This window comes from Rhizobacter terrae, from assembly GCF_003852895.1.
GTDB lineage: Bacteria > Pseudomonadota > Gammaproteobacteria > Burkholderiales > Burkholderiaceae_C > Albitalea > Albitalea terrae.
In genome coordinates this window covers 543,116-567,190 of record NZ_QUSW01000005.1, presented here as the reverse complement: position 1 = coordinate 567,190, position 24,075 = coordinate 543,116, and the positions used below count along the sequence as shown (strand labels likewise).

Annotated in this window: 19 protein-coding genes and 1 pseudogene; 14 read left to right on the top strand and 6 right to left on the bottom strand. The window is 65.5% G+C overall.

Annotation, left to right across the window (positions count from 1 at the left end; all coding sequences use genetic code 11):
• Positions 1–222: 222 nt before the first annotated feature.
• Genes DZC73_RS20170 through DZC73_RS20150 form a run of 5 tightly spaced genes read left to right on the top strand, consistent with a single transcriptional unit; the run spans position 223 to position 3,750 of the window.
• Positions 223–966, top strand: a complete 744-nt coding sequence (locus DZC73_RS20170; RefSeq protein ID WP_124542153.1) for an amino acid ABC transporter permease — start codon at positions 223–225, stop codon at positions 964–966.
• A complete protein-coding gene (locus DZC73_RS20165; protein WP_124542152.1) occupies positions 963–1,616 on the top strand; it encodes an amino acid ABC transporter permease in 654 nt (217 codons plus the stop codon). The genes DZC73_RS20170 and DZC73_RS20165 overlap by 4 nt, the downstream gene beginning before the upstream one ends.
• A complete protein-coding gene (locus DZC73_RS20160; protein WP_124542151.1) occupies positions 1,600–2,418 on the top strand; it encodes an amino acid ABC transporter ATP-binding protein in 819 nt (272 codons plus the stop codon). The genes DZC73_RS20165 and DZC73_RS20160 overlap by 17 nt, the downstream gene beginning before the upstream one ends.
• A gap of 47 nt (positions 2,419–2,465) precedes the next feature.
• Positions 2,466–3,257: a transporter substrate-binding domain-containing protein gene (locus DZC73_RS20155; RefSeq protein ID WP_124542150.1), complete on the top strand. Its 792-nt coding sequence runs from the start codon at positions 2,466–2,468 to the stop codon at positions 3,255–3,257.
• Positions 3,258–3,315: 58 nt separating this feature from the next.
• The gene (locus DZC73_RS20150) at positions 3,316–3,750 is read left to right on the top strand and encodes a nuclear transport factor 2 family protein (protein WP_124542185.1); all 435 of its coding nucleotides are present in this window, start codon (positions 3,316–3,318) and stop codon (positions 3,748–3,750) included.
• 9 nt (positions 3,751–3,759) lie between these two features.
• Here the strand turns inward: DZC73_RS20150 and DZC73_RS20145 are convergent, their stop codons facing one another.
• Together DZC73_RS20145 and DZC73_RS20140 are read right to left on the bottom strand one after the other, a co-directional pair.
• Positions 3,760–6,486, bottom strand: a complete 2,727-nt coding sequence (locus tag DZC73_RS20145) for a CoA-binding protein (protein ID WP_124542149.1) — start codon at positions 6,484–6,486, stop codon at positions 3,760–3,762.
• 9 nt (positions 6,487–6,495) lie between these two features.
• On the bottom strand, positions 6,496–7,785 hold the full coding sequence (locus DZC73_RS20140; protein ID WP_124542148.1) for an ATP citrate lyase citrate-binding domain-containing protein: 1,290 nt from the start codon (positions 7,783–7,785) through the stop codon (positions 6,496–6,498).
• Positions 7,786–8,148: 363 nt separating this feature from the next.
• On the opposite strand from DZC73_RS20140, the gene DZC73_RS20135 reads away from it, so the two are divergent.
• The 9 genes and pseudogenes from DZC73_RS20135 to DZC73_RS20100 all read left to right on the top strand — a co-directional run bounded on the left by DZC73_RS20135 (position 8,149) and on the right by DZC73_RS20100 (position 20,038).
• On the top strand, positions 8,149–8,766 hold the full coding sequence (locus DZC73_RS20135) for a winged helix-turn-helix domain-containing protein (RefSeq protein WP_161974659.1): 618 nt from the start codon (positions 8,149–8,151) through the stop codon (positions 8,764–8,766).
• 212 nt (positions 8,767–8,978) lie between these two features.
• The gene (locus DZC73_RS20130) at positions 8,979–11,882 is read left to right on the top strand and encodes a di-heme oxidoredictase family protein (RefSeq protein WP_235835208.1); all 2,904 of its coding nucleotides are present in this window, start codon (positions 8,979–8,981) and stop codon (positions 11,880–11,882) included.
• Between the two features lie 380 nt (positions 11,883–12,262).
• A complete protein-coding gene (locus DZC73_RS20125; RefSeq protein ID WP_124542145.1) occupies positions 12,263–12,922 on the top strand; it encodes a family 16 glycoside hydrolase in 660 nt (219 codons plus the stop codon).
• Positions 12,923–12,946: 24 nt separating this feature from the next.
• A complete protein-coding gene (locus DZC73_RS20120; RefSeq protein WP_124542144.1) occupies positions 12,947–13,819 on the top strand; it encodes a hypothetical protein in 873 nt (290 codons plus the stop codon).
• A gap of 148 nt (positions 13,820–13,967) precedes the next feature.
• Positions 13,968–14,129, top strand: a pseudogene (locus DZC73_RS30485) (PA14 domain-containing protein); the annotation flags it as partial.
• The gene (locus DZC73_RS20115; protein ID WP_268879052.1) at positions 14,115–14,600 is read left to right on the top strand and encodes an AbfB domain-containing protein; all 486 of its coding nucleotides are present in this window, start codon (positions 14,115–14,117) and stop codon (positions 14,598–14,600) included. The pseudogene DZC73_RS30485 and the gene DZC73_RS20115, both read left to right, overlap by 15 nt.
• A 303-nt stretch (positions 14,601–14,903) precedes the next feature.
• Positions 14,904–17,294, top strand: a complete 2,391-nt coding sequence (locus tag DZC73_RS20110; RefSeq protein WP_161974658.1) for an RICIN domain-containing protein — start codon at positions 14,904–14,906, stop codon at positions 17,292–17,294.
• Between the two features lie 169 nt (positions 17,295–17,463).
• Positions 17,464–18,375, top strand: coding sequence for a LysR family transcriptional regulator (locus tag DZC73_RS20105; protein WP_124542141.1), 912 nt, complete (start codon positions 17,464–17,466; stop codon positions 18,373–18,375).
• Positions 18,376–18,388: 13 nt separating this feature from the next.
• A complete protein-coding gene (locus DZC73_RS20100; protein WP_124542140.1) occupies positions 18,389–20,038 on the top strand; it encodes a xylosidase/arabinosidase in 1,650 nt (549 codons plus the stop codon).
• Positions 20,039–20,054: 16 nt separating this feature from the next.
• Here the strand turns inward: DZC73_RS20100 and DZC73_RS20095 are convergent, their stop codons facing one another.
• From DZC73_RS20095 to DZC73_RS20080, 4 genes are all read right to left on the bottom strand, one after another.
• Positions 20,055–20,603: a hypothetical protein gene (locus DZC73_RS20095; protein WP_124542139.1), complete on the bottom strand. Its 549-nt coding sequence runs from the start codon at positions 20,601–20,603 to the stop codon at positions 20,055–20,057.
• A gap of 122 nt (positions 20,604–20,725) precedes the next feature.
• Complete coding sequence (locus tag DZC73_RS20090; protein ID WP_124542138.1) at positions 20,726–21,835, bottom strand: MBL fold metallo-hydrolase; 1,110 nt, start codon at positions 21,833–21,835, stop codon at positions 20,726–20,728.
• A 32-nt stretch (positions 21,836–21,867) separates the two neighbouring features.
• The gene (locus tag DZC73_RS20085) at positions 21,868–23,013 is read right to left on the bottom strand and encodes a Gfo/Idh/MocA family protein (RefSeq protein ID WP_124542137.1); all 1,146 of its coding nucleotides are present in this window, start codon (positions 23,011–23,013) and stop codon (positions 21,868–21,870) included.
• Positions 23,010–24,068, bottom strand: coding sequence for a sugar phosphate isomerase/epimerase family protein (locus DZC73_RS20080; protein WP_124542136.1), 1,059 nt, complete (start codon positions 24,066–24,068; stop codon positions 23,010–23,012). The genes DZC73_RS20085 and DZC73_RS20080 overlap by 4 nt, the downstream gene beginning before the upstream one ends.
• Positions 24,069–24,075 lie beyond the last annotated feature (7 nt).

Genomic DNA, 24,075 nt, shown 5'->3' with positions numbered 1-24,075 from the left:
GTATGACGGCCTGCCCTGGCGTCGAACGCCTGCAATCTGTCTTGTCATCATACAACAACGAGCATTTTGGTAAGGCCAATTGCGAGGAATCTTGTTGCCTAGGATGAGCCAAACTCTCCTATGGACATTGCGTGATTGGAAGTTGCCAGCATAGGGATTACACCAAATCTGGCCTTACCACTTTTGGAGAACAATCTTGTACGACAACTGATGTCTTGGCGAATGACCTACTCACTCGACTTCTCGGCCCTGGTGCCGTACTGGCCCGTCTTCCTCAGGGGGGCCTGGCTCACCCTCAAGATGACGGCCGTCGCCGTGGTCATCGGAACGCTGCTCGGCATCGCAGTCGCGTTCATCAAGCGCGCCCGCGTGCCGCTGTTCTCGTCGCTGTGCGCGGCCTACATCGAGGTCATCCGCAACACGCCTTTCCTCGTGCAGATCTTCGTCCTGTACTTCGGCCTGGCCAGCCTGGAGATCAGGATGCCGACCTTCGCCGCGGCCGTGCTGGCGATGGTCGTGAACATCGGTGCCTACAGCGCAGAGATCATCCGCGCGGGCCTGGACTCCATTCCCAAGGGCCAGATCGAAGCGGCCCAGTGCCTGGGCCTCTCCAAATGGCGCATCGGGTGGCATGTGATGCTGCAACCGGCGCTGGAGAACGTCTACCCGGCCTTGACGAGCCAGTACCTGCTGATGATGCAGGCCTCGGCCATGGCATCGCAGATCTCGGCCGAGGAGTTGACGGCCATCGCGAACACGGTCCAGTCGGACACCTTCCGTTCGCTGGAGACCTACCTCGTCATCGCCGCGCTGTACGTCACGCTGTCCGTGGCGATCAAGTGGGTGTCCGCGCTGGTGGGCCGTGTGATCGTCAAGCGCACCCGGGTGCTGCGTGCGGCCAGGGCATCGAGTGTGGAGCGCCGTGCCATGCAGGTGGACGTGGCCGTCCATGGCGGTGCCGCATGACTGGCAGTTTCAGCCTCGCGCACCTGGCCTACCTGGGCCAGTCCATCGGCTGGACGATCGCGCTGTCGCTGCTCGCGTTTGGCCTCGGTGGGTTGGGCGGCTTCGCTCTCATGCTCGCGCGCATCTCCGACCGGCGATGGCTTCGCCTGCTGGCCACCCTCTACATCGAACTCGTCCAGGGCATCCCGCTGCTGATCCTCTTGTTCATCATCTATTTCGGCCTGTCGGTCTATGGCCTGTCGCTGCCGGCGATCGTCGCGGCGGGCATCGGGATGCTGTTCTACGTCAGCGCCTATCTCGCCGACATCTGGCGCGGATGCGTGCAGGCCATGCCTCGCCAGCAATGGGAGGCGGCCGAGTGCCTGGCCCTGTCTCGCTGGCAAACGTTGCGCCTGGTCGTCATTCCGCAGGCGGCCAGGCTGTCGCTTCCTCCCACAGTCGGGTTTCTCGTCCAGATCATCAAGATGACCTCGCTGGCCTCGGTGATCGGATTCGTGGAGCTCACACGGGCAGGACAGATCGTCAACAACTCGATCTTCCAACCCTTCCTGGTCTTCGGACTGGTGGGGCTCTTCTACTTCGTTCTCTGCTATCCGCTCTCTCGATGGAGCGCGTCCATGGAAGACAGGCTCAATGTCGCAAGTCGCTAGTTTCATCGGCGCTCACCCTGCCCCGGCCAGCATCCCATCGGACGAGGCGCGCCACCTGCCGTCGACCGCTGCGTTCCAGCCCATCGTGAGGCTGAACAACGTCCACAAGAGTTTTGGAAGCAACCATGTCTTGAAGGGCGTGTCCTTCGAGGTGACCAAGGGCGAGATGATCGCGATCATCGGTGCGAGTGGATCCGGCAAGAGCACGGCCTTGCGGTGCATCAACCACCTGGAAGTGATCGACGACGGAGCGATCGAGGTCTGCGGGATGCAGGTCGGCGACCCGGCCATCGACATCCGGCGCCTGCGGCGTGATGTCGGCATCGTCTTCCAGAGCTACAACCTGTTCCCGCACCTGAGCGTCGAAGAAAACATCACGCTGGCACTTCGGCACGTCAAGCAGCTGGGCAAGCAAGAGGCACGGACGATCGCAAGCGAGGTTCTGGCCAAGGTGGGGCTGTCGGAGAAGGGCCAGGCCTATCCGGAGCAACTCTCGGGCGGACAGCAGCAGCGCGTGGCCATTGCGCGGTCCCTGGCCATGTCGCCGAAGGTCATGCTGTTCGACGAGGTGACCTCGGCGCTCGACCCTCAGCTGACCGGTGAGGTGCTTCGTGTGATGGAGGACCTGGCCGCCGGCGGCATGACGATGCTCCTCGTCACGCACGAGATGGCGTTCGCCAAGCGCGTGGCCGATCGCATCATCTTCATGCACCAGGGCAAGGTGTGGGAGATCGGTGACGGGACCATGCTGGACCACCCGCAAACGCAGGAGCTGCGAGCCTTCCTGGACAACGGACTCTGAGGTGTCGATTCGAGTCCTTTTCAATCACAAGACCTAGGAGAACCCAGATGATGAGTTTCAACGCCACCTTGCGCCTGGCCGCGTGCCTGTCAGGCGCACTGTTCGTGAACGCAGCCTGCGCGGACCAGCTGGACGACATCAAGAAGGCGGGCAAGATTCGAATCGCCGTCGCGATGGGAACTCCGCTGTTCAGCTACCTGGACGAGAAGCTTCAACCAATCGGCTCGGACGTCGAGACGGCCGCGCTGCTCGCCAAGGATCTCGGGGTCCAGTTCGAGATGGTCTCGGTCACCAATGCCGCGCGCATTCCCACCCTCCAGGCCAACAAGGCCGACATCGTCGTGGCGGATCTCTCGATCACGCCTGAACGGGAAAAGGTCATCGACTTTTCGCGTCCCTACGCAGCGCTGACCATCATCGTGGCGGCCCCCAAGGGCACCGTGGTCAAGGACTACGCCGACCTCAACGGCAAGAAGGTGGGCCTCACCCGCGCGACCGTCAACGACACGATGACCACGCAGCTCGCCAAGGGCGCGGAGATCCAGCGCTACGAGGACGATGCCACGCTGATCACCTCGGTGGTGACGGGCCAGGTGGATGCCTTCTCCAGCACGCCCTCGAACCTCGGCGAGGTGATGAAGCGTGCGCCGCAGAAGAACTGGGAGCGCAAGTTCGACCAGAAGGACTTCTTGCTGGGCATCGCGCTGAACAAGGAACAGCCGCGCCTGAAGGCCTGGATCAACACCTGGGTGGAAGCCAAGCTGAAAGACGGCACGCTCGGTGCGATCTACAAGAAGTACCACGGTCGCGATTTGCCGGCGAATGTCGTGCAGCTTTGACAGGCTTTGATAGCCGCCTCTACGGAGCATTGAATTGAAACACCTGATCGCCGCCATCATGACCGTCCTCATCGCCGCATGCGCATCGCCCCAGGGTCCATCAGGGGCCGCCGCGACGGCGCAGGACGAAGCTGCCGTCGCCACTCAGGTCGAACGCATGCGCGTGGCGATGATCGACCCGACCTCCGACGCGCTGGGCGCCGTGGTCGCGGACTCGCTCAGCTACGGACACTCGGGCGGCAAGGTCGACACCAAGGCCAGCTTCATCGCAGACCTGATGAGCGGCGCCTCGGACTTCGTCTCCATCACGCTGACCGACCAGACCATCCGGATGGTGGACCCCAGCCTGGCCATCGTGAGGCACACGCTGACGGCGGACACCAACGATTCCGGAAAACCGGGCAAGGTGGCGCTGAAGGTGCTCGGGGTCTGGCAAAAGCAGGCCGGCCAGTGGCGCCTGGTGGCTCGGCAGGCGATCAGGCTGCCTTCTTGAGGCGCTCTGTCACGCAACAAACCGACACTGTGACGCAGGTGTGCGCGTGTCCATGTTGAACCCTCTGTTGAGGTGGTCGTCGACCTCGGCGGCGCATCCCAGCATCCGCGGATACAAAAAGATGGTGAACGCGGCCGCTTCAAGGTCCCGCTCGTCCATCGCGCCCGCCTGCAAGGGCTTCCACAGCATCTTCAGCAGCAGCGCCGCAATCACTGCATCGACGTTCACGCAATAGACATTGCGCGACACCCCTGCGTCGAAGAGTTGCTGCACCAGCGCCCGGTAGAAGGCGTGGAACACATTGGTCTCGCCACGCTCCGCGGAGAGCTTCGCGATGAACACTTCGCGCGGGTCGTGGTTGATCGGCTTGTCCTTGAATACTGGATGGTTCACACCCGGCAGCTTGGCGATGTCCTGGCTGCCCAGTGCCTTGCGAGCTTTCTTGTACTCGGCATATCGCTCGACGGCGCGGGCGGCGAGGGATTGCACGTCGATGCCATGGTCCTTCGCGCCCGGGTCCTTCAGCCCCGTGTCCCGGAACTGCTCGCACAGGTAGGCGATGCCTTCGTAGCCATTGCCGCCGTGTGCGTAGCCGGTGTGCGAAAGAAATCCGATCAATGCCTTGTTGAGCTGTACGCGCTCGGGCTGCTCTGGCCCATCGGACGACACCGCCCCCTTGGCACCTTGCGATGAGATCGCGCCCGGCCCGTTCGTCAGCAGCAGTCCCACCAGCGTCTGGAAGGCGAAGAGGTCATCAGGCTGCGGCGTACGGCCCAGCAGCGCAGCGAAAGCTATCTCGCCCAGGCTCGCGCTGCACAGCAGATCAGGCTGTGCAATGCCGCAGAAGCTCCCGGGCTCGTGCCGCGAAGCATCGGCCGACGCACCGATCAGCGTGCCGAACAGCTGCAGCCACCAGGGAAAGCTCTCGGCCGTGGTGCGCGAAATGCGCTTGCGCGACAGGGGCCCCCAGGCCAGCGTTGCCGATACGGCGGCGAGCACGGCCGCTTCCGTCGGATGACCAGGCAGGCTCTTGAGCCAGCGCAGGAACACCGAGCGGCCACCGCGCTCCTCCACGCCTGACATGAGCGAGCGCGCGCGTGGATCGGGAACATCGCTGGTGAGGCCTGGCTCTTCACCCGCGTCGACCCGTGAAATGTCGAAGCTGTCGCTCAGGGACGCACCGAACTCCATGCCCAGGCCCGCCGAATGGAACCGCTCGATCATGAACTTCAACGCGGTGCGGGCCGACTCCTGCCGGCGCGGGCCGATGATCGCCGCGGCTGCGGCAAGCACGGCGTTGGGTGCGTTGCCGGCGTCGCGGCAAGCCTGTGCTGCGTCCAGCTCTGGGCGGCCATGCAGGTTCACATGGGCCGCCACCGCGGGTGCGATCAATTTGTGGTCGTTCTCGCCGCCGACGTCGTGCACCAGGGCCAGCGCCACGTGGGCCTCGAAAGGCAGCGTCGCGGCCTGCAGCATGCTGGTGCCATGCAAGCTGCTCACCTGCGTCTTCGCGTCCATCTGCGACGCGCCCGATGCGTCTTTCATTCCCTGGCGCGGCACCACGCCGCCGATCTGGGCGTTGAGCGCCGCAACCTGCTCGTTGTAGGGGGCCACCGCCTCCACCACGGGAATGCGCATCTCCTCGGGCAGATCCAGCCCTTCGTCGGAACCGAACCAGGGCTTGAGCGCCAGGCTTCCCTCGGGCGCGAAGTCCGGGAGCGTGGCATTCGCGCGCATCACCGCGGTCAGCGCCGCGGGAATGTGGGCGATGTTGGTCACCAGCGCACCCTTGGCCGAGCAGACGGGCTTGTCGGGCGTGAACGCCGCATCCACCCCGAACTTCTCCATGAACCAGCGCTCCTTGGCCTGCGCGTCGTCGTCGCCGCCTGCCATCGCGCCCGCATGGCCGACTGCGCGGGTGAGCTTGCTTTTCCAGCGGCCCACCACGCAGGCAACGACCGGCTTGGTGAACTGCGCGTCGAGCTCGTAGTAGCCGCCCGGCTCGCAATACAACACGGCCGCCTTGCTGCGCGCGTCGTTGGCCAGGGCGAACGCGAACTCGGGCGCGGCGTAGTGGATGTAGACGTCCTTGCCGCTGGAGATGACCGTCGTGGTGCCCCACCCCGCCATGCGCAGGTACTGCGCGATGGTGGTCGAGAAGCCACCCGAGTTCGAGAAGATGGCGATCGACCCGCGCCGCAACGAATCGCCCGGTTTGTCGCCACCCAGCGCCCCGCCGATGCGCACCTGGTTCCACGCGTCGGCCACACCCAGTCCGTTCGCACCGAAGATGTCGATGCCGTGTTGCTGGCCCATCGCGCGGATCTCGCGGGCGTCATGGACCGAGATCTTCTCGGTGATGATGAAGATCTTCCGCAGCTCCGGGTTCACGCGAATGAGCTCGGCCACGCCGTCGCGTGCGGCCGAGGGCGGCAGATAGACAACACCGCAATTGAAGCGGTGGCCGGCGGCCAGGCCGTCGCGCACGTTGTCGTAGACGGGCACGGTTCCGATGGCTGTCTCCAGCACCGCACCGGCCTTGCCAGGCGCCGTGCCGAAGACGACGTTGCCGCCCGAGTAGGCGTGGCTCACCGGCGTGACCTCGCTCGATTCGCCGCCCAGGATGTTGAGAACACAGACGCGATCCTCGCGCGTGGCGATTTGCCTCAGCGAGCTCACGCCCACGTGATACTTGAAATCGCCCACGCCGGTCTTGTGCCAGTGGTTGCCTTGCATGTCTGCCTTTCAGGTGGCGGGGTTCGCCGATGTGATGCCCAGTCGCTTCGCCACCTGGTCGCGTCCACCGCCTTTCATCCAGGCATCCGCGCACTTGGCGAACCGGATGACCTCGCTGATGTCGGAATCGAAGCCGAAGAGCCGGTACGGCAAACCCAGGGCATCGCAGGTGTCGCGCAACGCGCCCATGCCCCGAACCAGGTTCGGCCCTCCCCTGCCGAGCACCACGTACAAGGGGGTCGGGCCGTGCTGACTGAAATGCTCGCGCAACGCGTCGGCCATCGCGCGCAGCGTTTCGAAGATGTCGGTGTTGTTGCTTTTGCCGCCGATGATGAACAGCACGTTGGACTGCTTCAGCCAATGCTTGAAGCAGATGCGTGCCACTTCCTTCATCTTCTCGTAGGGCGGGTTGCCGCCGAAGTCGGAGCTGATGATCGCATCGTCGCCCAGCATCTCCGTGACCAGCGAGTTGGCACCACCGCCGAAGGTCGGCGCCAGCACCGTTCCCTGCTCGTTGATCACGTACACGTCGCTCTGGCCCTGGTGCGTGCGCAGCGTGTTGATCTCCTGCTCGAAGGGCGAGTAGTCGGCGGCGAACAGCTGTGCCGGCAGGTTCAGGCGCAGCCAGCGGCTGTCGTCGCGATCGAAGCCGCACTTGAAGTCGCAGGCCACCGGCGTGAGGCGGCCCGCCTTGCCGGGCCGCATGCGGATCGGGTTGAGCTCGAGCGTGGTCATGCCGAAGTTGTGGAACAGCTCCCACAGCTTGGGCAGTTGCTGGACCAGCGGCGAGATGATCTCCCTGGGCGCCCCGATCTCGGCCAGCGCATTGGCCACGACGAAGGCCTTCAGTCCGGTCAGCGGATCGAAGGGCACCATCGCGACCTGGCTCTTGTCGAGCTCCTCGATGTCCATGCCGCCGCGATGCGTGAGCGTCATGGTCGGCGCGCGAAAGTGCGTCGAGTCGGTGATCGAGAAGTACACCTCGTGCTCGGCCGGCACGGCCGCCTCGAAGGTCACGCCATTGGCCTTGGCCTTGACATGGCCCACCTGGTGCTGCGCGAAGTAGAGCCGCTCCTTCTCGGCCAGCGCGGCCTGCAGGTCGCGCGCACGCCCGAGCAGGCCTGCCTTGCCCTTCTTGCCGATGCCGCCCTTGAACACCGGCTTGATGAAGATCTGTCCGTGCCGCTCGATCAGCGACTTGATCGCCTCCTCGCTGGCATCGGGGCCCAGCACCTCGGTGGCCGGGAAGCCCGCGAACTCGAGCAGGCGCGCGCCGTGCAGCATTCCGGTGATTTGCATGAACGCGGGCTCCTGTCCCTGTCTGGGTCTGCGGTGGCTGCAATGATCCGCATCGGTGCTGTCGATCTGCTTTCATCGCAGCAGGCCGCAGGGTTATTGTTTTGACGAGGCTCATGAGCCTGCAATCAGGCCAGGCGGTGGTGCGCCATGTGGGTCCATGACGCAAAGCGTCAGGCACTCTGATTGCGTGGGAGGATGACTCGACCCCAAAAAAATCAGAGGCGGCACCAGAATGAGTCGGATTGTCCATGGCAGGCCGGAGCGCGTCCGGATCCCGAACCCATACGCTGTTGCACAGGCGAGATGAGGTTCGCGACGCTCATACGAGAAAGGACCCTTCGCCGTCGCGTTCGTGATGCCTTGATGTCCACGGGGATCGAGGTGTTGGATTTCGCGACCGTCGACGCGTTGGTCACCGATCTCCAGGTCCAGGAATTCGCCGCGATCCTCGTCGAGGACGACGCGAATCGCGTCGAGTCCTGGCTCGCTGCGCTGCAAGCCGAGACCGACCGGCCCGTGGCGCTCATCGCCATCGGAGCCGGCGGGGCCAGCGGCATGTCGCGCGCGCTGCTGCACGGCGCCGACGACTACTTCGTTGTCGGCGATGCGGCCGAGCAGTTGGTGCATCGGTCGATTGCACGCGTCAGCGCCAAGATCCAGCGTCCTCGCAAGCAGGTCTGGCGACTGGGGCCCTACAAGCTAGACATCTCCAGGAGCTGCCTGATTTCTCCGACGGCTGAAGTCCGCCTGTCGCCCAGGGAGCTGGCGCTCGCGCACCTATTGATCGAGAACGACGGCAAGGTCGTGCCGCTCGACCAGCTGTGTGAACGCCTGTGCGCCAGCACGGGCGATGCGGCCAGGCGAGCCGTGAAGCAGCATGCGCACACATTGCGAAAGAAGTGCCAGCTCGTGGCCGGACCTGCCCTCGAGCAGCTGCGCGTGGAACCGGTTTACGGCAAGGGCTATCGGCTCACGCTTTGATATTTGGGAAACGGTTCCATCGTGTCAATGATGTAACGCCGGTAACACGCCAGCGACGGATTTGGGAACAAGTTCTCCCTCTGGCCCGCCGTATCGACGGCGTTGGCCGCCTGGCACGCACCCTGCGCATCTCCTGGTGCACACGGCGAGCGATGACAGTTGATGACCTTCTGCCTCGCCGCGCACGAAGACACAACAGGAGCGAGAGATCCATGATGGAAGAAATCATTGCGGACGAGTCGGGCCGCAGGAAATCGGTGACGCTGGCGGCCTTGTTCATCGCAGCCGCGGTGGTGACGGCCTGCGGCGGCGGCAAGGGTACGGCCGACACCGACACGGGCGCCCACGCCGCCACGCCGACGCCCGCTCCGGCACCGGCACCGGCTCCAACCGCAGCACCGGCGCCTGATCCGGAGCTTGAATCCACGCCGGCGCCCACGCCGCCGCCGCTGCCCAGCACAACAGCCTCAGCAGTTCCCCTTCCACCGTCTTCGATGCAGTTGCCCGCGGGCACCGACATCAGCAACCCAGGTACGCCGGTGAAGGTTGCCAACGCCACATCATCGGCCACGGAAGGCGCGAACACGGCGCCCAAGGCGGTCGATGCCAGCCTGGACACGCGGTGGTCCAGCGCCCAGGACGACGCGGCATGGATCCAGTTCGATTTCGGTGCCAAGACCAAGCTTGGCTACATGAAGCTGGTCTGGGAGAACGCCTACGGCAAGGAGTACGCGCTGCAGGTCTCCGACGACGGCCAGACCTGGTACCAGCTTCGCTACGTCGTCGGCGGCAAGGGCGGCACCGAAGAGTTCTTCAATCTCAATGCCAACGTCCGCTTCGTACGCCTTCAAGGGGTCGCACGCGCCACGCAGTACGGCTATTCGCTCTTCGAAGTGGAGTTCAAATCTCCGGGCAGCGACAACTCGCTGTCGGTCATGTCGACTTCGGCCGTACCGTTCCCGGCCAGCGGTGCAGGTCTCGCAGCCGCGCCGGCCGCACAAGAGCCGCTCGAGACGCTTCAGTTCTCACTGCCCGACGGCACCCTGGTCACGCGCTTCGGCGTGGTGGGCCGTTCGCGCCATGGGCGCGAACGCGGCGAGGACTGGAACGAGATCGGCTACGGTCCGAACGAGACGGTGGACGCCGCAGGCAATCCGGTGGACAAGGGGCCGGGCAACTTCCTGAACTTCGTCAAGAACTACTTCAAGAACCGCACCTGGGGTTTCGAGATCATCGACAACAGCCGGGTCGCCGGCGTCAAGGACCCGACGCTCAAGGTGAACCAGTACTTCAAGCAATTGCAATTGCCCGGTGGCGTGGCGTGGTTCCGCGCCTTCGACCGGCCGGGTGTGACGGGATACGGCTGGATGGCGCCGGGCCAGCTGGCCGATCAGAGCATCAAGATCTGCCCGCCGGTGCCCTACCCGCCTGCGGCCAAGCTCGCCAGTGACAACCAGCTCAACAACGGCTGCAGCCTGACGGTCAAGGGCTATCCGGGACATGCAGGCATCGGCGCAGACGGCTTCCCCGATGGCAGCAACGTGCCCGGGCGTCCGCTGGTCGTGGGCGACGTCATCGAGGTGTCGCCCTCCTTCTTCTCCACGCCCGAAGGCATGGCGGCCATCGGCGACAGCGGCGGCCTTCGCTACTACGCCGGCGAATGGACCTACGTGGTGGGCGTCGGACTGCGTCCCTCCTATGGCGTGCAGCCTCGGCTGATGAACGCCGTGTTACCCGAGGAGACCCTCTCGGGGGGATTGGGCTCGGTGTCGTACGACTACGCGGACAACTCGCTCTTCATCTTCCAGCAGCCGCACACCAACACCGGCATGCAGAACATGCAGCGCTTCATGGAAGGCCGCCGCTGGATCCACACCAACATGTGGACCGGTGACCACAACGAAGATGGCAACGACCGCAACGAAAAGGCCGTCCACTTGCAGGGGCCGCGCTTCAACCAGTCCTCGTGCTTTGCGTGCCACATCAACAACGGGCGCGGACTGGCTCCGGCGGTGGTCAACCAGCGGCTGGACACCATGGCCGTGCGCACAGCGACGACGGATGCCAATGGCAAGCAGGTGCCTCATCCGACCTACGGCCTGTCGGTGCAGATGAACGCGCGATCACTGACCACCGGCACGCTGCAGGACTGGGGCACCAGCGTGCGCGTGGCCGGCTTCGACGTGAAGACCGTCGCGCTGGCCGACGGCACGACGGTCGAGTTGCGCAAGCCGAAGGTCTCCTTCGATGGCCCGACACCGCCGGTCTACTCCCTGCGCAGTGCGCAGCCAATGATCGGCATGGGCCTGCTCGAAGCAGTCTCCGACGATGAAATCCTGTTGCGCGTTCGTGCCACGCCGGATGCGGATGGCGTGAAGGGCACGGCCAACTATGCCTACGACCCGGAGACCGGTGCCGTGCGGCTGGGGCGCTATGGCTGGAAGGCGGCCAAGGTCAGCCTGCGCCACCAGGCGGCTGCCGCAGCGCTATTGGACATGTCGGTCACGACGCCCGTGTATCCCAACCGTGATTGCCTGGCAGGACCTGCCAACTGCAATTCGGGCAAGGTCGAACCGGGCCTGGCCGAAGATGATCTGAAGCTGATCACGCGCTATCTCAGCCTGCTGGGCGTGCCTGCCCAGCGCAGCCTGGTCAGTGGCTTTCCGAAAGGCGTGGCGCCCCTGCCCTACCTGGATGTGAATCCGGCCAAGGTGGCTGCCGGCGCGAAGCTGTTCGAGAGCAACCGCTGCACGGCATGTCATGCGAGTTCAATGAAGACCGGCGGAAATTCCGAACTGGCCGAAGTGCGCAACCAGGTGATCAAGCCGTACACCGACATGCTGCTGCATGACATGGGGCCTGACCTGGCTGACAACCTCGTCGAGGGCCAGGCCACCGGCAGCATGTGGCGGACGTCGGCGCTGTGGGGCATCGGGTACACCGAACGCGTCGCCGGCGGTGCAGGCAAGGTGGGCTACCTGCACGACAGCCGAGCGCGCACGCTACAAGAAGCCATCCTGTGGCATGGCGGTGAAGCCACGGCCAGCCGGCAACGGTTCGAGGCGCTGTCCAAGGCTGATCGCGAGGCGTTGCTGGCCTTCCTCGGTTCTTTGTGAGTCCGACAGGGTCAGCGGGCCCGGCGCTCTGCTGCTCCTGAATGGAATCAGTTCCATCCAAAGACCGGAAAGTCCCTGCTCGGTGCAGACCTCGCACCGAGCAGGCCGGGCCGGCCATGCATACCGAAATGCGTATGCGACGTGGCCGAATCGTCATTGGTGACACATGACCGCCTACCCCTAGACTGCGGCCGCCCAAACAGCGTTGCGTGGTCACCGGTTCGAGAAGTTGGCGTGGCCCGCGGCATGGCGTCCCAAGGAGACGGCAACCAGCGCCCCCAAGAACTGGCTGAACGGCGAGCGCCCGCGACAAGAACCGGCGCCGCACCAGGAGACAACAAGGCACGACGCGGTGCCGCCCATCAAACCCGGAGGACGAGATGTCTCCACCCAAGCAACTGCTGCGGCACCTGTTTGCCGCAGTGATCGGCTTCGCCTTGCTGCATGCAGCGGTCCCGGCTTTCGCCCAGACCTGGACCGACTACGGCGGAGCCTGGACACACAACGGCGCCAACCACAGCGTCAACAGCGGGCTCGGCTTCAAGTCGGTGATCGCAGGGTCGAACTACCAAAGCTCGACCATGGAGGCCGACATCGCCGTCGGCACCGGCGGCGACGCCGGCTTCATCTTCCGCGCCAGCAACCTCGGCACCGGCACCGACGCCTACTCGGGCTACTACGTCGGCCTGTCCACGCTGAACAACGCGGTGGTCGTCGGGCGTGCCAACAACAACTGGACGCAGCTCATCTCCTACCCCTACACGGTAACGCCGAACACCTTCTACCACCTGAAGCTCGTGTCCTCGGGCAAGAGCATCGAAGTGTGGGTGAACAACGTGCGCGTGGTCAGCGCCGGCGACGATGTCTACCTCTCGGGCGCGGCGGGCCTGCGCGTGATGGGCACGAACGCCACCTTCAACAACGTGGCAATCACCAACAACGGCACCGTGGCCATCCGCAGCTTCGACTTCTCCAGCGTGAAGGGCGCGGTCTACACGCCCACCGATCGCGTGAACTACGTCGACTGGTGGCAGAGCTAGGACCCGGTCATCGTCGAGCGCGAGTTGTCATATGCCCAGGTCTACGGCTTCAACACCGTGGCGGTCTACCCGCACTACCTGCTCTGGGAAAACGATGCCACCGACCTGCTGTCGAAGTTCGAGAACTTCCTGCAGATTGCCGCACGCCATGGCATGAAGGTCTCGCCGATCTTCTTCGACGACTGCTGGGACGCGAACCCGCACCTGGGCGACCAGGGCGCACCGATTCCCGGCCGCCACAACAGCCGCTGGGTGCAGTCGCCGGGCGACAACGTCAAGAACAACTACTTCAACGGCTACAAGCCGCGTGTGCGCCAGTACGTCCAGCAGATCGTCACTGCACTCAAAACCGATGGCCGCATCCTGTTCTGGGAACAGGCCAACGAGCCGGGCTGCAATGCCCTCGGCGCCCAGCGCGAACGCACCATCCACCTGATGAACGATGCCCGCATCGCGATCCAGGACACCGGCACCACCATCCCGATCGGCGCGCCATCAGTGCAGATCTGGGAAGGCTGGTACTTCTCGGACTTCTTCTCCTTCCATCCCTACGGCGGCGACTACCCCGGCCCCTATGGACCGAACGTGCTGAACTCCGAGAGCATGAACCGCGGCAGCCAGAGCGTGCCCGGCATCGTCTCGAACTACGGGGGCCGTTCAACGGGCTACATCATGTGGGAGTTCGGCATCGGCCGAACCAACACGCGCTTCCCCTGGGGCAACCCAGACGGTGCGCCGGAGCCCGCGACGCCTTTCCATGGCGTGGTCTATCCGGACGGCCACCCCTGGGCGGTCAATGACGTGGTCGCGCTCAACGGCAACACGGCCAACCTGCCGCTGTTCAACGTCGAGTACTACAACGACAACTTCGGCGCGCTGAAGAAGACCTCGGTCTAGCCGATGATCGACTTCGACCTGAACACCGAGCGCGGCACGGCCTCGCCCGACGCTTCGGCCGGCGTGAACGAGACGAACTACTCGATCCGCTGGAACGGCACCATCCGTCCGACCGCGACCTGCAGCTTCCTTCTACGCCGATGCAGACAACGTCGCGCGGGTCTGGGTGAACAACGTGCAGGTGGTGAACAGGACCGGTGGCGGCCGCGGCACGCTGCAAGGCGGGATCAACCTCAGCGCAAACACCAACTACCCGGTCCGCGTGGAGTACGTGCACGGCACGGGTCCGTCGTCGATGCACGTCACCTGGTCGGGGCCAAACCTGGCCCGCACGCCGCTGGCCGTGATCGCCCCCGCGTTCACGCCGGCCAACGTGCGCTTCGCGGCGTCCGCCTTCTCGGGCAGCTACATCCGCCACATGGACAGCCGCGGCCGCATCGACCCGAACGTGTCGCCGCTGGCGGATTCGCAATGGCGCATGGTGCCGGGCCTGGCCGATCCGCTGGGGGTGTCCTTCGAGTCAGTGAACTTTCCCGGCCAGTACGTTCGCCATCGCAATGGCGAGGTGTGGAAGGACGCCAATGACGGCACCGACCTCTTCAAGGCAGATGCCACCTGGCGCGTGCGCGTGGGCTTTGCCAACGCGAACCAGATGTCCTTCGAGTCCATCAATTTTCCGGGCAACTTCATGCGGCACGGCAACTCGCTGCTGTACAGCGAACCGATCCGGCCGACCTCATCGACGACGGACAAGGCGGATGCCACGTTCTTCCTGAACTGACCGGCAGCCATTATCTCCTGAAGCGTCCGCGGGACAGACCGCGGCCGCCCGGGCACCCTCCTCGCCCGAATGGCAACAAGCACCCCGCCCTGCAACAAGGCGTGAGCAAAGGCTTGGTGCTTTCCCTCGAACGTTCCTCTGGACGTAAGCAACGCCGATGCGGCGTTAATTGATCGCGATGCCCGCTGCCACTACGGTACGCGCCGGTCTCACATCAAAAACATCGCCGGGCGCATGTCTTCCGGCGCAGAGGGAACAACCATGCCCACTCTCACTCACCTCCCCCGCGGGGCGTACCTCCCCATGCTCGCCATGGCCCTGTGCAGCCTGTGGGCCTGCGGCGGCGGCAAAAGCGCTGACGGCGCGATGGATGCCAGCCATCCGGCGACGCTCGATTCATCGGTCGCGACACGCTCCAAGGCGGCAGCGCCGGTGCTCACGCCGTCGCGGCGGTACATCCTCGTCAATGTCCTGAGCGGCAAATGCGTCGACGTGGCGGGAGCGAGCAAGGCGGACGGCGGCAACATCCAGCAGACCGGCTGCAACAACAACCTCGCGCAGGCGTTCGACCTCACCGAGACCTCCACCCATGTCTTTCGGCTCGTCAACGCCAACAGCGGCAAGGCGATGGACGTGGCATCCGCCTCGACGGCGGACGGCGCCAATGTGCAGCAGTGGGCCGACAACGGCTCCAACGCGCAGCGGTTCGAGCTTCACCGCACGCAGGGCAATCGCTTCAGGCTCGTCAACAGCGGTAGCGGCAAGTGCGTGGACGTGGCGTCGGCCTCGCTGTCGGACGGCGCCAACATCCAGCAGTGGACCTGCAATGGATCTGGTGCGCAGCAGTTCTACCTCGTTCCGTTCGGATCGGCCGGCCGCGGCGCCCTGCCCATCGGCCAGTACACGCTGAGCGTGGAGAACTCCGGCCTGTGCCTGGACATTCCCGGCGCGAGCATGGCCGACGGCACCAAGGCCCAGCAGGCTGCCTGCACCAGCGCGATGTCGCAGCGTTTCGAGGTGACCGCCGATGGCAGCGGTGCCTATGGCCTCGTCGACGTCCTCAGCGGCAAGGCCTTGGACGTCGCCAGCATGTCCACGTCCAACGGTGCGCTGTTTCAGCAATGGGCACCGTCGGCCAACGGCAACCAGCGCTTCGCCCTCCTCTCCGATGGCGACGGCTTCAGGGTCAGGGCCATGCACAGCGGCAAGTGCATGGACGTGGCCAACCGCAGCACCGCGGCTGGAGCAGCCGTCCAGCAATGGGATTGCGACGGCACCAGCAACCAGCGCTGGCGTTTCGCTGCGGCCACCGAGGTCGCATCCGGCCGCTACACGCTCAAGGCAGCCCACAGCGGCAAGTGCCTGGACGTCGCCGGCGCCTCCATCGCCGACGGCGGCAACGTGCAGCAGTGGAGCTGCAACGGTTCGGGCGCACAGGCCTTCGACGTCAGCCGCGACAGCGACGGGTTCTATCGCATTGCCAACGCCAACAGCAAGAAGCTGGTGGAAGTGTGGGGCTCCGACACCAGCGACGGGGCCAACGTGCAGCAGTGGTCGGATGCCGGCGCAGCGAACCAGCGCTTCTCGCTCATGCCCTCTTCCGAAGGCCGCGTCACCCTCGTGGCAAGGCACTCCGGCAAATGCGTCGACGTGGCCGGGCAGTTCACCACGGACGGCGCCAATGTGCAGCAGTGGAGCTGCAACGGGCAGACCAACCAGCAATGGACCCTGGAGGCCAGCACGTGGACACCCGGCGGTGGCGGCACGACGAGCCCCACGGCCGCCACACGCCAGCGCATGCTGGACTGGATCGCCGGCATCTCCGGTAAGAAGGCGATGGTCGGCATCGAGAACAAGAGCGCGAGCACCAATCCCACCGGCGACACCGACAAGATCACCGCCATCACCGGGCGCGTCTCGTCCTTCTGGGGAGCGGACTTCGGCTTCGGTAGCACCGATGTCAACAACCGCGGCACCGTCATCACCGAAGCGAAGCGGCAGTTCGGCAAGGGCGCGATGGTGGCGCTGATGTACCACGCCTGCTCACCGACACGCGACGAATACTGCTCGTGGGACGACATCGGCGGCGCGCACCCGGCCAAGCTGAGCGATGCACAGTTCAAGGAGCTGACCACCAGCGGGACATCATTGAACAACGCCTGGCTGCAGCGCCTTGACAAGCTCGCCGTGCACTTCCAGGACCTGAAGAACTCGGGCGTGGTGGTGATGTTCCGCCCCTTCCACGAGATGAACCAGTGCGCCTTCTGGTGGGCCTGCCACAAGGGTGCGAACGGCACCGCCCGGCTGTACCAGATCACCCACGACTACCTCGCCAAGACCAAGGGCCTGGACAACATCATCTGGGTCTGGAACGTGCAGGACTTCAGCAACCTGAGCACGGAGATCGACGCGTACAACCCGGGCAGCGCCTACTTCGACCTCGCCACGCTGGACATCTACAACACCGGCTGGACGCAGGCGAACTACAACACCATGCAGCGGGTGTCGGGCGGCAAGCCGATCGCTGTGTCGGAGTGCCAGTTCATGCCCACCGCCGCGATGCTGGCGGCACAGAACAAGTGGACCTTCGTGATGCTGTGGCCCGACTTCATCAACGACAACAAGTCCTCGCTGCCGGCGCTGTACCGGGCCGACAACGTGCTCACGCTCGACGAGATGCCGGGCTGGAAGTGACGAGGTACCAATGGGTACCACTGACCGTCTTGCAGCGGCGTCGCTGACGCGACACCTGCGTAGTTTTCCCACCCTGCGTTCAAGGGAGTGGAGTTGCTTCGATGCACCGGGACACACCAGCGTCCCGGCGCCCACCGCTAGCATGTGCCGACCGTTCGAAAGAGGCCGCATGCGCATCGCCATCACGGAAGAGATCACCTTCCGCAAGCTCGAGATCCTCCTGGCCTTCATGGAAACGGGCAACCTCTCGCGCGCGGCGGAGATGCTCGACCTCAGCACGGTGAGCGTGCATCGCGCGCTGCATTCGCTGGAAGAAGCCCTGCGTTGCCCGCTCTTCCGCCACGAGGGCCGCAAGCTGCTTCCGACTGAAGCCGCCCGCGTGCTCGCCGATTCGGCGCGCGCCGCTCTGGAAGTCATGAACGACGGCATCCAGGCCACGCGCGAAATGGGCGGCTATTCGGCCGGCAGCATCCGCATCGGATCGCTGTACTCGCTGAGCGTGAAGACCGTGCCCACCTTGGTCACGCGGATGAAGCAACGCCGCCCCGACCTGCAGACCGAACTGGTCATGGGCTCCAACGCCGAACTGCTGCGCAAGCTGCGCTCAGGCGCCGCCGACGTGGCGCTGATGGCCAACCCCGACGGCGAACCCGACATCGAGTCGGTGACGCTCTTCGACGACCACATCGACTTCGCCGCCCCGGTGGGCTCGAAGTACGCGCACATGGCCGAAGTCGACCTCGCGCAATGCGCGGATGAGCGTTTCGTGGCCCTGTCGGACGGGTTCGCCACGCGCGAAGGATTTGCGCAGGCCTTTCGCATCGCCGGCTTCACACCTCGGATCGTGATCCAGGTGGACGACATCTTCACGCTCATCAACCTGGTCAGCGGCGGCGTGGGCTGCACGCTGCTGCCGGGCCGGGTGCGCGACGTGCTCGCCGGCAAGGTGCAACTCATCCCCTTGCAACCACGCTTCCAGCTGCGCCAGCAGATCGGCCTGAACTTCTTGCGCTCGCGCGAACGCGACCCGAACCTGCTGGCGCTGGCCTCCGAATGCCGCTTGCTGAAGCGAGGCGGCTGACTCCGCACAAGCCATGAACAAGCACTTTCGCCAAACCATCCGCGCCGTCCTCGTCGGTGCCGTGGCCTCTTTCATGGCCGCGTCCGCGTCGGCGCAAGCCACATCCGTCGATGCATCGACACTCGCCGGCAAGGTGGTCGTGGGCTACCAGGGCTGGTTCCGCTGTCCTGGAGACGGCGCGCCCGCCAACTCGTGGTCGCACTGGTCACGGGGTGGTGCGCCGTCGGCCGCCACCCTCACCATCGACGCCTACCCGGACACCAGCGGGCTTGCCGCGGCCTCGCGTTGCATCGTTCCCGGCATGACGGCGCAGGGCCAACCCGCCCAGCTGTTCTCGTCATTCCCCAAGGAGACCGCCCAGACGCATTTCCGGTGGATGCGCAACTACGGCATCGACGGCGCGCTCCTGCAGCGCTTCATCGCCGACCTGCCGTGGCTGCGAAGCGAGAACGACGTGGTCGTGCAGAACCTTCGCCACGCCGCGCAGGACAACGGCCGCAGCTTCGCCATCGAGTACGACTTCTCGATGAGCTACGCCGGCGTCAGCGACGACCAGCTGCTGGCTCGCGTCCAGGCCGACTGGCGCCATCTTGTCGACGAGCTGCAGCTGACCGCCAGTGCTTCCTACCAGCGGCACGGCGGAAAACCCCTCGTGTCGCTGTGGGGCCTGGGCTGGGGCGACGACCACCACATCTCGAACCCGGCACTCGCCCAGCGCCTCATCAACTGGTTCAAGAGCCAGGGCCTGACCGTGATGGGCGGTGTTCCCGCAGGATGGCGCGCCGGGGGCATGTCGAGCTCGGCCGCGCCTGGATGGCCGGCGGTGTATGCGAGCCTGGACATCGTGCAACCGTGGACCGTGGGCTCGTACGTGGACGCAGCCGGCGCCGACCGATGGAAGTCGACGATGCTGGTGGCCGATCTGGCGCAGACGAACGCCAACCACCAGATGTACCTGCCGGTCATCTTCCCCGGCTTCTCCTGGCACAACCTGAACCGCAACTCGCCGCAGAACCAGATCCCCCGGGACGCAGGCCGGTTTCTGTGGCGTCAATCCTTCAACGCAAAGGCCGCCGGAGCGCAGGCCGTCAAGATCGCCATGTTCGACGAGGTCAACGAGTCGACGTCGATCTTCAAGGTGGCCTCCAGCCGGCAGCAAGCGCCCGAGCAGGGCTACTGGCTCACCCTCGACGCCGACGGCGCTTCGCTGCCCAGCGATTGGTACCTGCGCCTGGCCTACGAGATCGGCCGGGTGTACGCCGGGCATGCAGGCAATACCGCAGCGATCCCCGCCAACCCCGGACCCTCGCCCGCACCGGCGGCATGCGGTGTGGTTGGGGCCAACCGTTCATTCACGATCGGCATCCCGGTGAACTCGTGCGACGGCCGTTTCCAGCTGGTCATGCAGGCAGACGGCAACCTGGTGCTGTACCAAGGAGTCAAGGCACTGTGGGCCAGCCGAACTGAGGGACATCCGCTGGCCCGCGGCGCGATGCAAGGGGACGGCAACCTCGTGGTGTATGACAAGAACGGCATTGCGCTGTGGTCCAGCCGCACTGCGGGCAACCCTGGAGCCCGGCTGGCCGTCCAGAACGACGGCAACCTGGTGATCTACTCCGCCGCCAACAGGATGCTCTGGGCGTCAGGCAGTTGCTGCCGGTGATTCGCCACCGCACCGCTCAGAGTTCACCCTTCGCGTACTTCCGCTCGAAGTCGCGCTTGGCCCGGATGTAGTCGTTGGTGCAGGCCATTGTCATGGCGTCATTGCAGGAGGCAGGCTTGCGGTAGAACTTCGCCCACGCCTGCTCCTTGCGCTCGGCTTCGGCCACCTCGGCCCGCCGTGCTGCTTCTTCCTGTTGCTCACGCTCGCGTGCGGCCTGCCGCTTGGCCGCTTCTTGCTGGTCCAGTGCGGCCTGCCTGGCCTGCTGCCGCGCAATCTCTTCGCGCTGCTGCTGCTCGGCCTGAAGCTGCATCTGGTGCGCAGTCTGCGCATTCACCCGCGCCATCTCTTCACGGGCCAGGCGAGCCTTGCGCTCGGTGCAGCCTCGCACGCCCAGCGTCAGCACCGCGACGATGGACAGCGCCACCAGCGTCAGCACCAGGGGATGCCGCCAGCTCAGCGGCTGTGGCTGCGCAGCGGGACGATGGACCTCATGCGTGGGCGCCACACCGGGCTGCCCACTTTGCTGCGTGTCCTGCCAGTCCGATTCGTGATCTTGAACCGCCATGCGCTATTGTTGCGCCGCCTTGGTGGCAGTGGTCAAGCCAGGTGTGACCAATTCCACGTCTCGCCATGGACATGGGCCACCAAACGGTGTCCATGCGCAACCGGGCGCTGACAGTCGCGGCCTCAGCGCGCCGGCTTCAAGTACCAGGCCTGGTTGACGAACGGTGTGCCCAGCTCCAGCTTCTCGCCCGGCCGCGGTGTCACGATCTGCACGCCTTTCACCTGGGCCTCTTTCACCGCGCGCACCACCGGCTCTTCCCATGCGTGATAGGCCAGGTTGAACGTCCCCCAGTGCACCGGCAGCAGGATGTCTGCGCCCAGGTCGCGATGCGCCTGGATGGCCGACTCCGGATTCATGTGGATGTCGAGCCAGGTGTCACCGTAGGCGCCGATCTTGATCATGGCCAGCTGCGGCGCACCGAGACGCTCGCGCACCTCCTTGAAGTGACCCGCGTAGCCCGTGTCGCCACTGAAGTAGGCGGAATGGTCAGGCCCCTTCACCAGCCAGGATGCCCACAGCGTGGAGTTGTCCATGCGCTTGCGGCCGGAGTAGTGGCGTGCAGGGGTGCAATGGATGGCCACGCCACGCAGCTGCGCCGAGTCCCACCAGTCCATCTCATGGATCTGCGCCGCAGGCACCTCCCAGCGCTCCAGGTGCGCGCCGATTCCGAGGCCCACGTAGAAATGCGTGCCGCCACGGGCCAGCGCCTGGATCGTGTCCATGTCGAGATGGTCGAAGTGGTCGTGCGAGATCACGACGGCGTCGACATTCTTCAGGTCGCCGATGGCAAGCGGCGCTGGATGCAGCCGGGCCGGCCCCACGAACTGGAACGGCGAGGCACGCTTGGACAGCACGGGGTCGGTGAGGATGCGCACCCCGTCGATCTCGAGCAGCACGCTCGCATGCCCGAGCCACCATGCCCGCATTCCCGGCGCGACAGGACGGCCCAGTTGCTCGGCCGGCAGCCGGACCACCGGCACCTCGAACTGCGGCTCGCGCACCTCGTCGCCCATGTACGCCTTCATCTCGCGCATGAATGAGAGAAGGCTGACGTAGGGCGGCGTGTTCTCGAAGCGCGTGCCGTGGAACTGCCTGGACTGGCGCAATCTCTCCAGCCGCGCGCCTTCGGACACGCCGCCAAACGATGGCAGTTGGTAAACGAGCCAGACCACGACCACCAGAACAGCAGTCAGCGACAGCAGCCACACGGCCACCTTCTTCAGGATCTTCATGGGAAGCTTCGGGCCAACAGGCTGGGATGGCGCTAATTCTGCAACGCCACCCACGCGCTCGCCAACCGATGGCTGCGCAGCGCAGCGTCGATGAAGGCCAGGCTGCGAACGCCGTCGGCCAGGCCCGGCACGCTCAGCCGGTCGACGTTCTCGCCACGCTGATGGCGGCGGACATCGGCAGCGAAATCGCGATACAGCTGCGCGAAGGCCTCAATGAATCCCTCCGGGTGGCCCGCGGGAATGCGCGTCGCCGCCGCGGCAGCGCCCGGCAGCCACGGCATGCCGCGGGTCAGGCGGCGCGCGGCCTGGCCCAGCTCGCTGAACCACAGCTCGTTGGGCTGCTCCTGCTGCCAGCGCAGTGCGCCACGGCTGCCGTACAGGCGCAGGCGCAGGCCGTTCTCTTCGCCGCAGGCCACCTGGCTGGCCCACAGCATTCCGCGTGCGCCGCTGGCGTAGCGCAACTGCACCTGCACATGGTCGTCGAGGCGGCGGCCCGGCACGAAGGTCGTCAACTCGGCGCTGATCTGGCTGGGTGTCTGCCCGCTGACGAACTCGGCCAGGTGTGCGGCATGGGATCCGATGTCGCCCAGGCAGCCGGCCGGCCCCGCGAGCGCCGGATCGGTTCGCCACGCTGCCTGCCGGTTGTCGCCGTGTTCCAGCGGTTGGGCCAGCCAGTCCTGCGCATACTCGACCTGCACGATCCGCAGGTCGCCGATCGCGCCGGACGCGACCAGCTCGCGTGCCGCGCGCACCAGCGGATAGCCGCTGTAGTTGTGCGTGAGGGCGAAGAGGCAGCGCTTGGCGCTGGCCAGCGCGAGCAGCTTCTCGCCATCGGCCAAATTGGTGGTCAGCGGCTTGTCGCAGATCACGTGGATGCCGGCTTCGAGGAAGGCGCAGGCGACGTCACAGTGCAGGTGATTCGGCACGACGATCGCGACCACCTCGATGCCATCGCCGCGCGCCGCCTCCGCGCGTGCCATCTCCCGGTAGTCGGTATAGACGCGTTCGGGCGCGAGGCGCAGCTCATCGCCGCTGGCCTTCGCCCGCTCGGCGTTCGACGACGGTGCCGCCGCGACCAGCTCGTACTCGTCGTCCATGCGAGCGGCCAGGCGATGCACGGCGCCGATGAACGCGCCCTGCCCGCCGCCCACCATGCCCAGGCGCAGGCGCGGTGTCATTTGTCGGTCCCCAGCATCTGCCGGATCGCGGTCGCATCCACACCGCTCGCGGCGAAGTCATCGAACGCCCGGTCCGCCACGCGGATCAGGTGGTCGCGGATGAACGGCGCCCCTTCCGCGGCGCCCTGCTCCGGATGCTTCAGGCAGCACTCCCATTCGAGCACCGCCCAGCCGCGGTAGCCGTGCTGCGTCAGCTTGCTGAAGATCGCGCCGAAGTCGACCTGCCCGTCGCCGAGCGATCGAAAGCGACCGGCGCGCTCGATCCAGGGGGCGAAGCCGCCATAGACGCCTTGCTTCCCGGTCGGGCGGAACTCGGCATCCTTCACGTGGAAGGCCTTGATGCGCGAGTGGTAGAGATCGATGTACGCCAGGTAATCGAGCTGCTGCAGCACGAAGTGGCTGGGGTCGTACAGCAGGCAGGCCCGCGGATGCTGCTTCACCACGTCCAGGAATCGCTCGTAGCTCGCGCCGTCGCACAGGTCCTCGCCCGGATGGACCTCGTAGCAGACGTCGACGCCGGCCTCGTCGAACGCGTCGAGGATCGGTGTCCAGCGTCGGCCGAGTTCTTCGAACGCAGCCTCGATGAGCCCTGGAGGCCGTTGCGGCCACGGGTAGAGGTATGGCCACGCCAGCGCACCGGAGAAGGTGGCATGCGCAGTCAACCCGAGCCGCTGCGAGGCCTTCGCCGCAAGCTTCAACTGCCCGATCGCCCATTCAGTGCGCGCGGCCGGCCGGCCACGCAACTCAGCCGGCGCGAAGCCGTCCATCGGCAGGTCATACGCCGGATGCACGGCAACAAGCTGGCCCTGCAGGTGCGTCGACAGCTCCGTCACCTGCAGGCCAAACTGCGCGAGCATGCCCTTGACCTCATCGCAGTAGGCATCGCTCGCGGCTGCGCGTTCAAGGTCGAACAGCTGCGGCGCGGTGGTCGGCATCTGCACGCCCACGTAGCCGTGCGACGCGGCCCAGCGCGCAATCCCTTCGAGCGAGTTGAAGGGTGCTTCATCGCCGGCGAACTGCGCGAGGAAGATCGCCGGCCCCTGGATGCTGTTCATGTCGTGG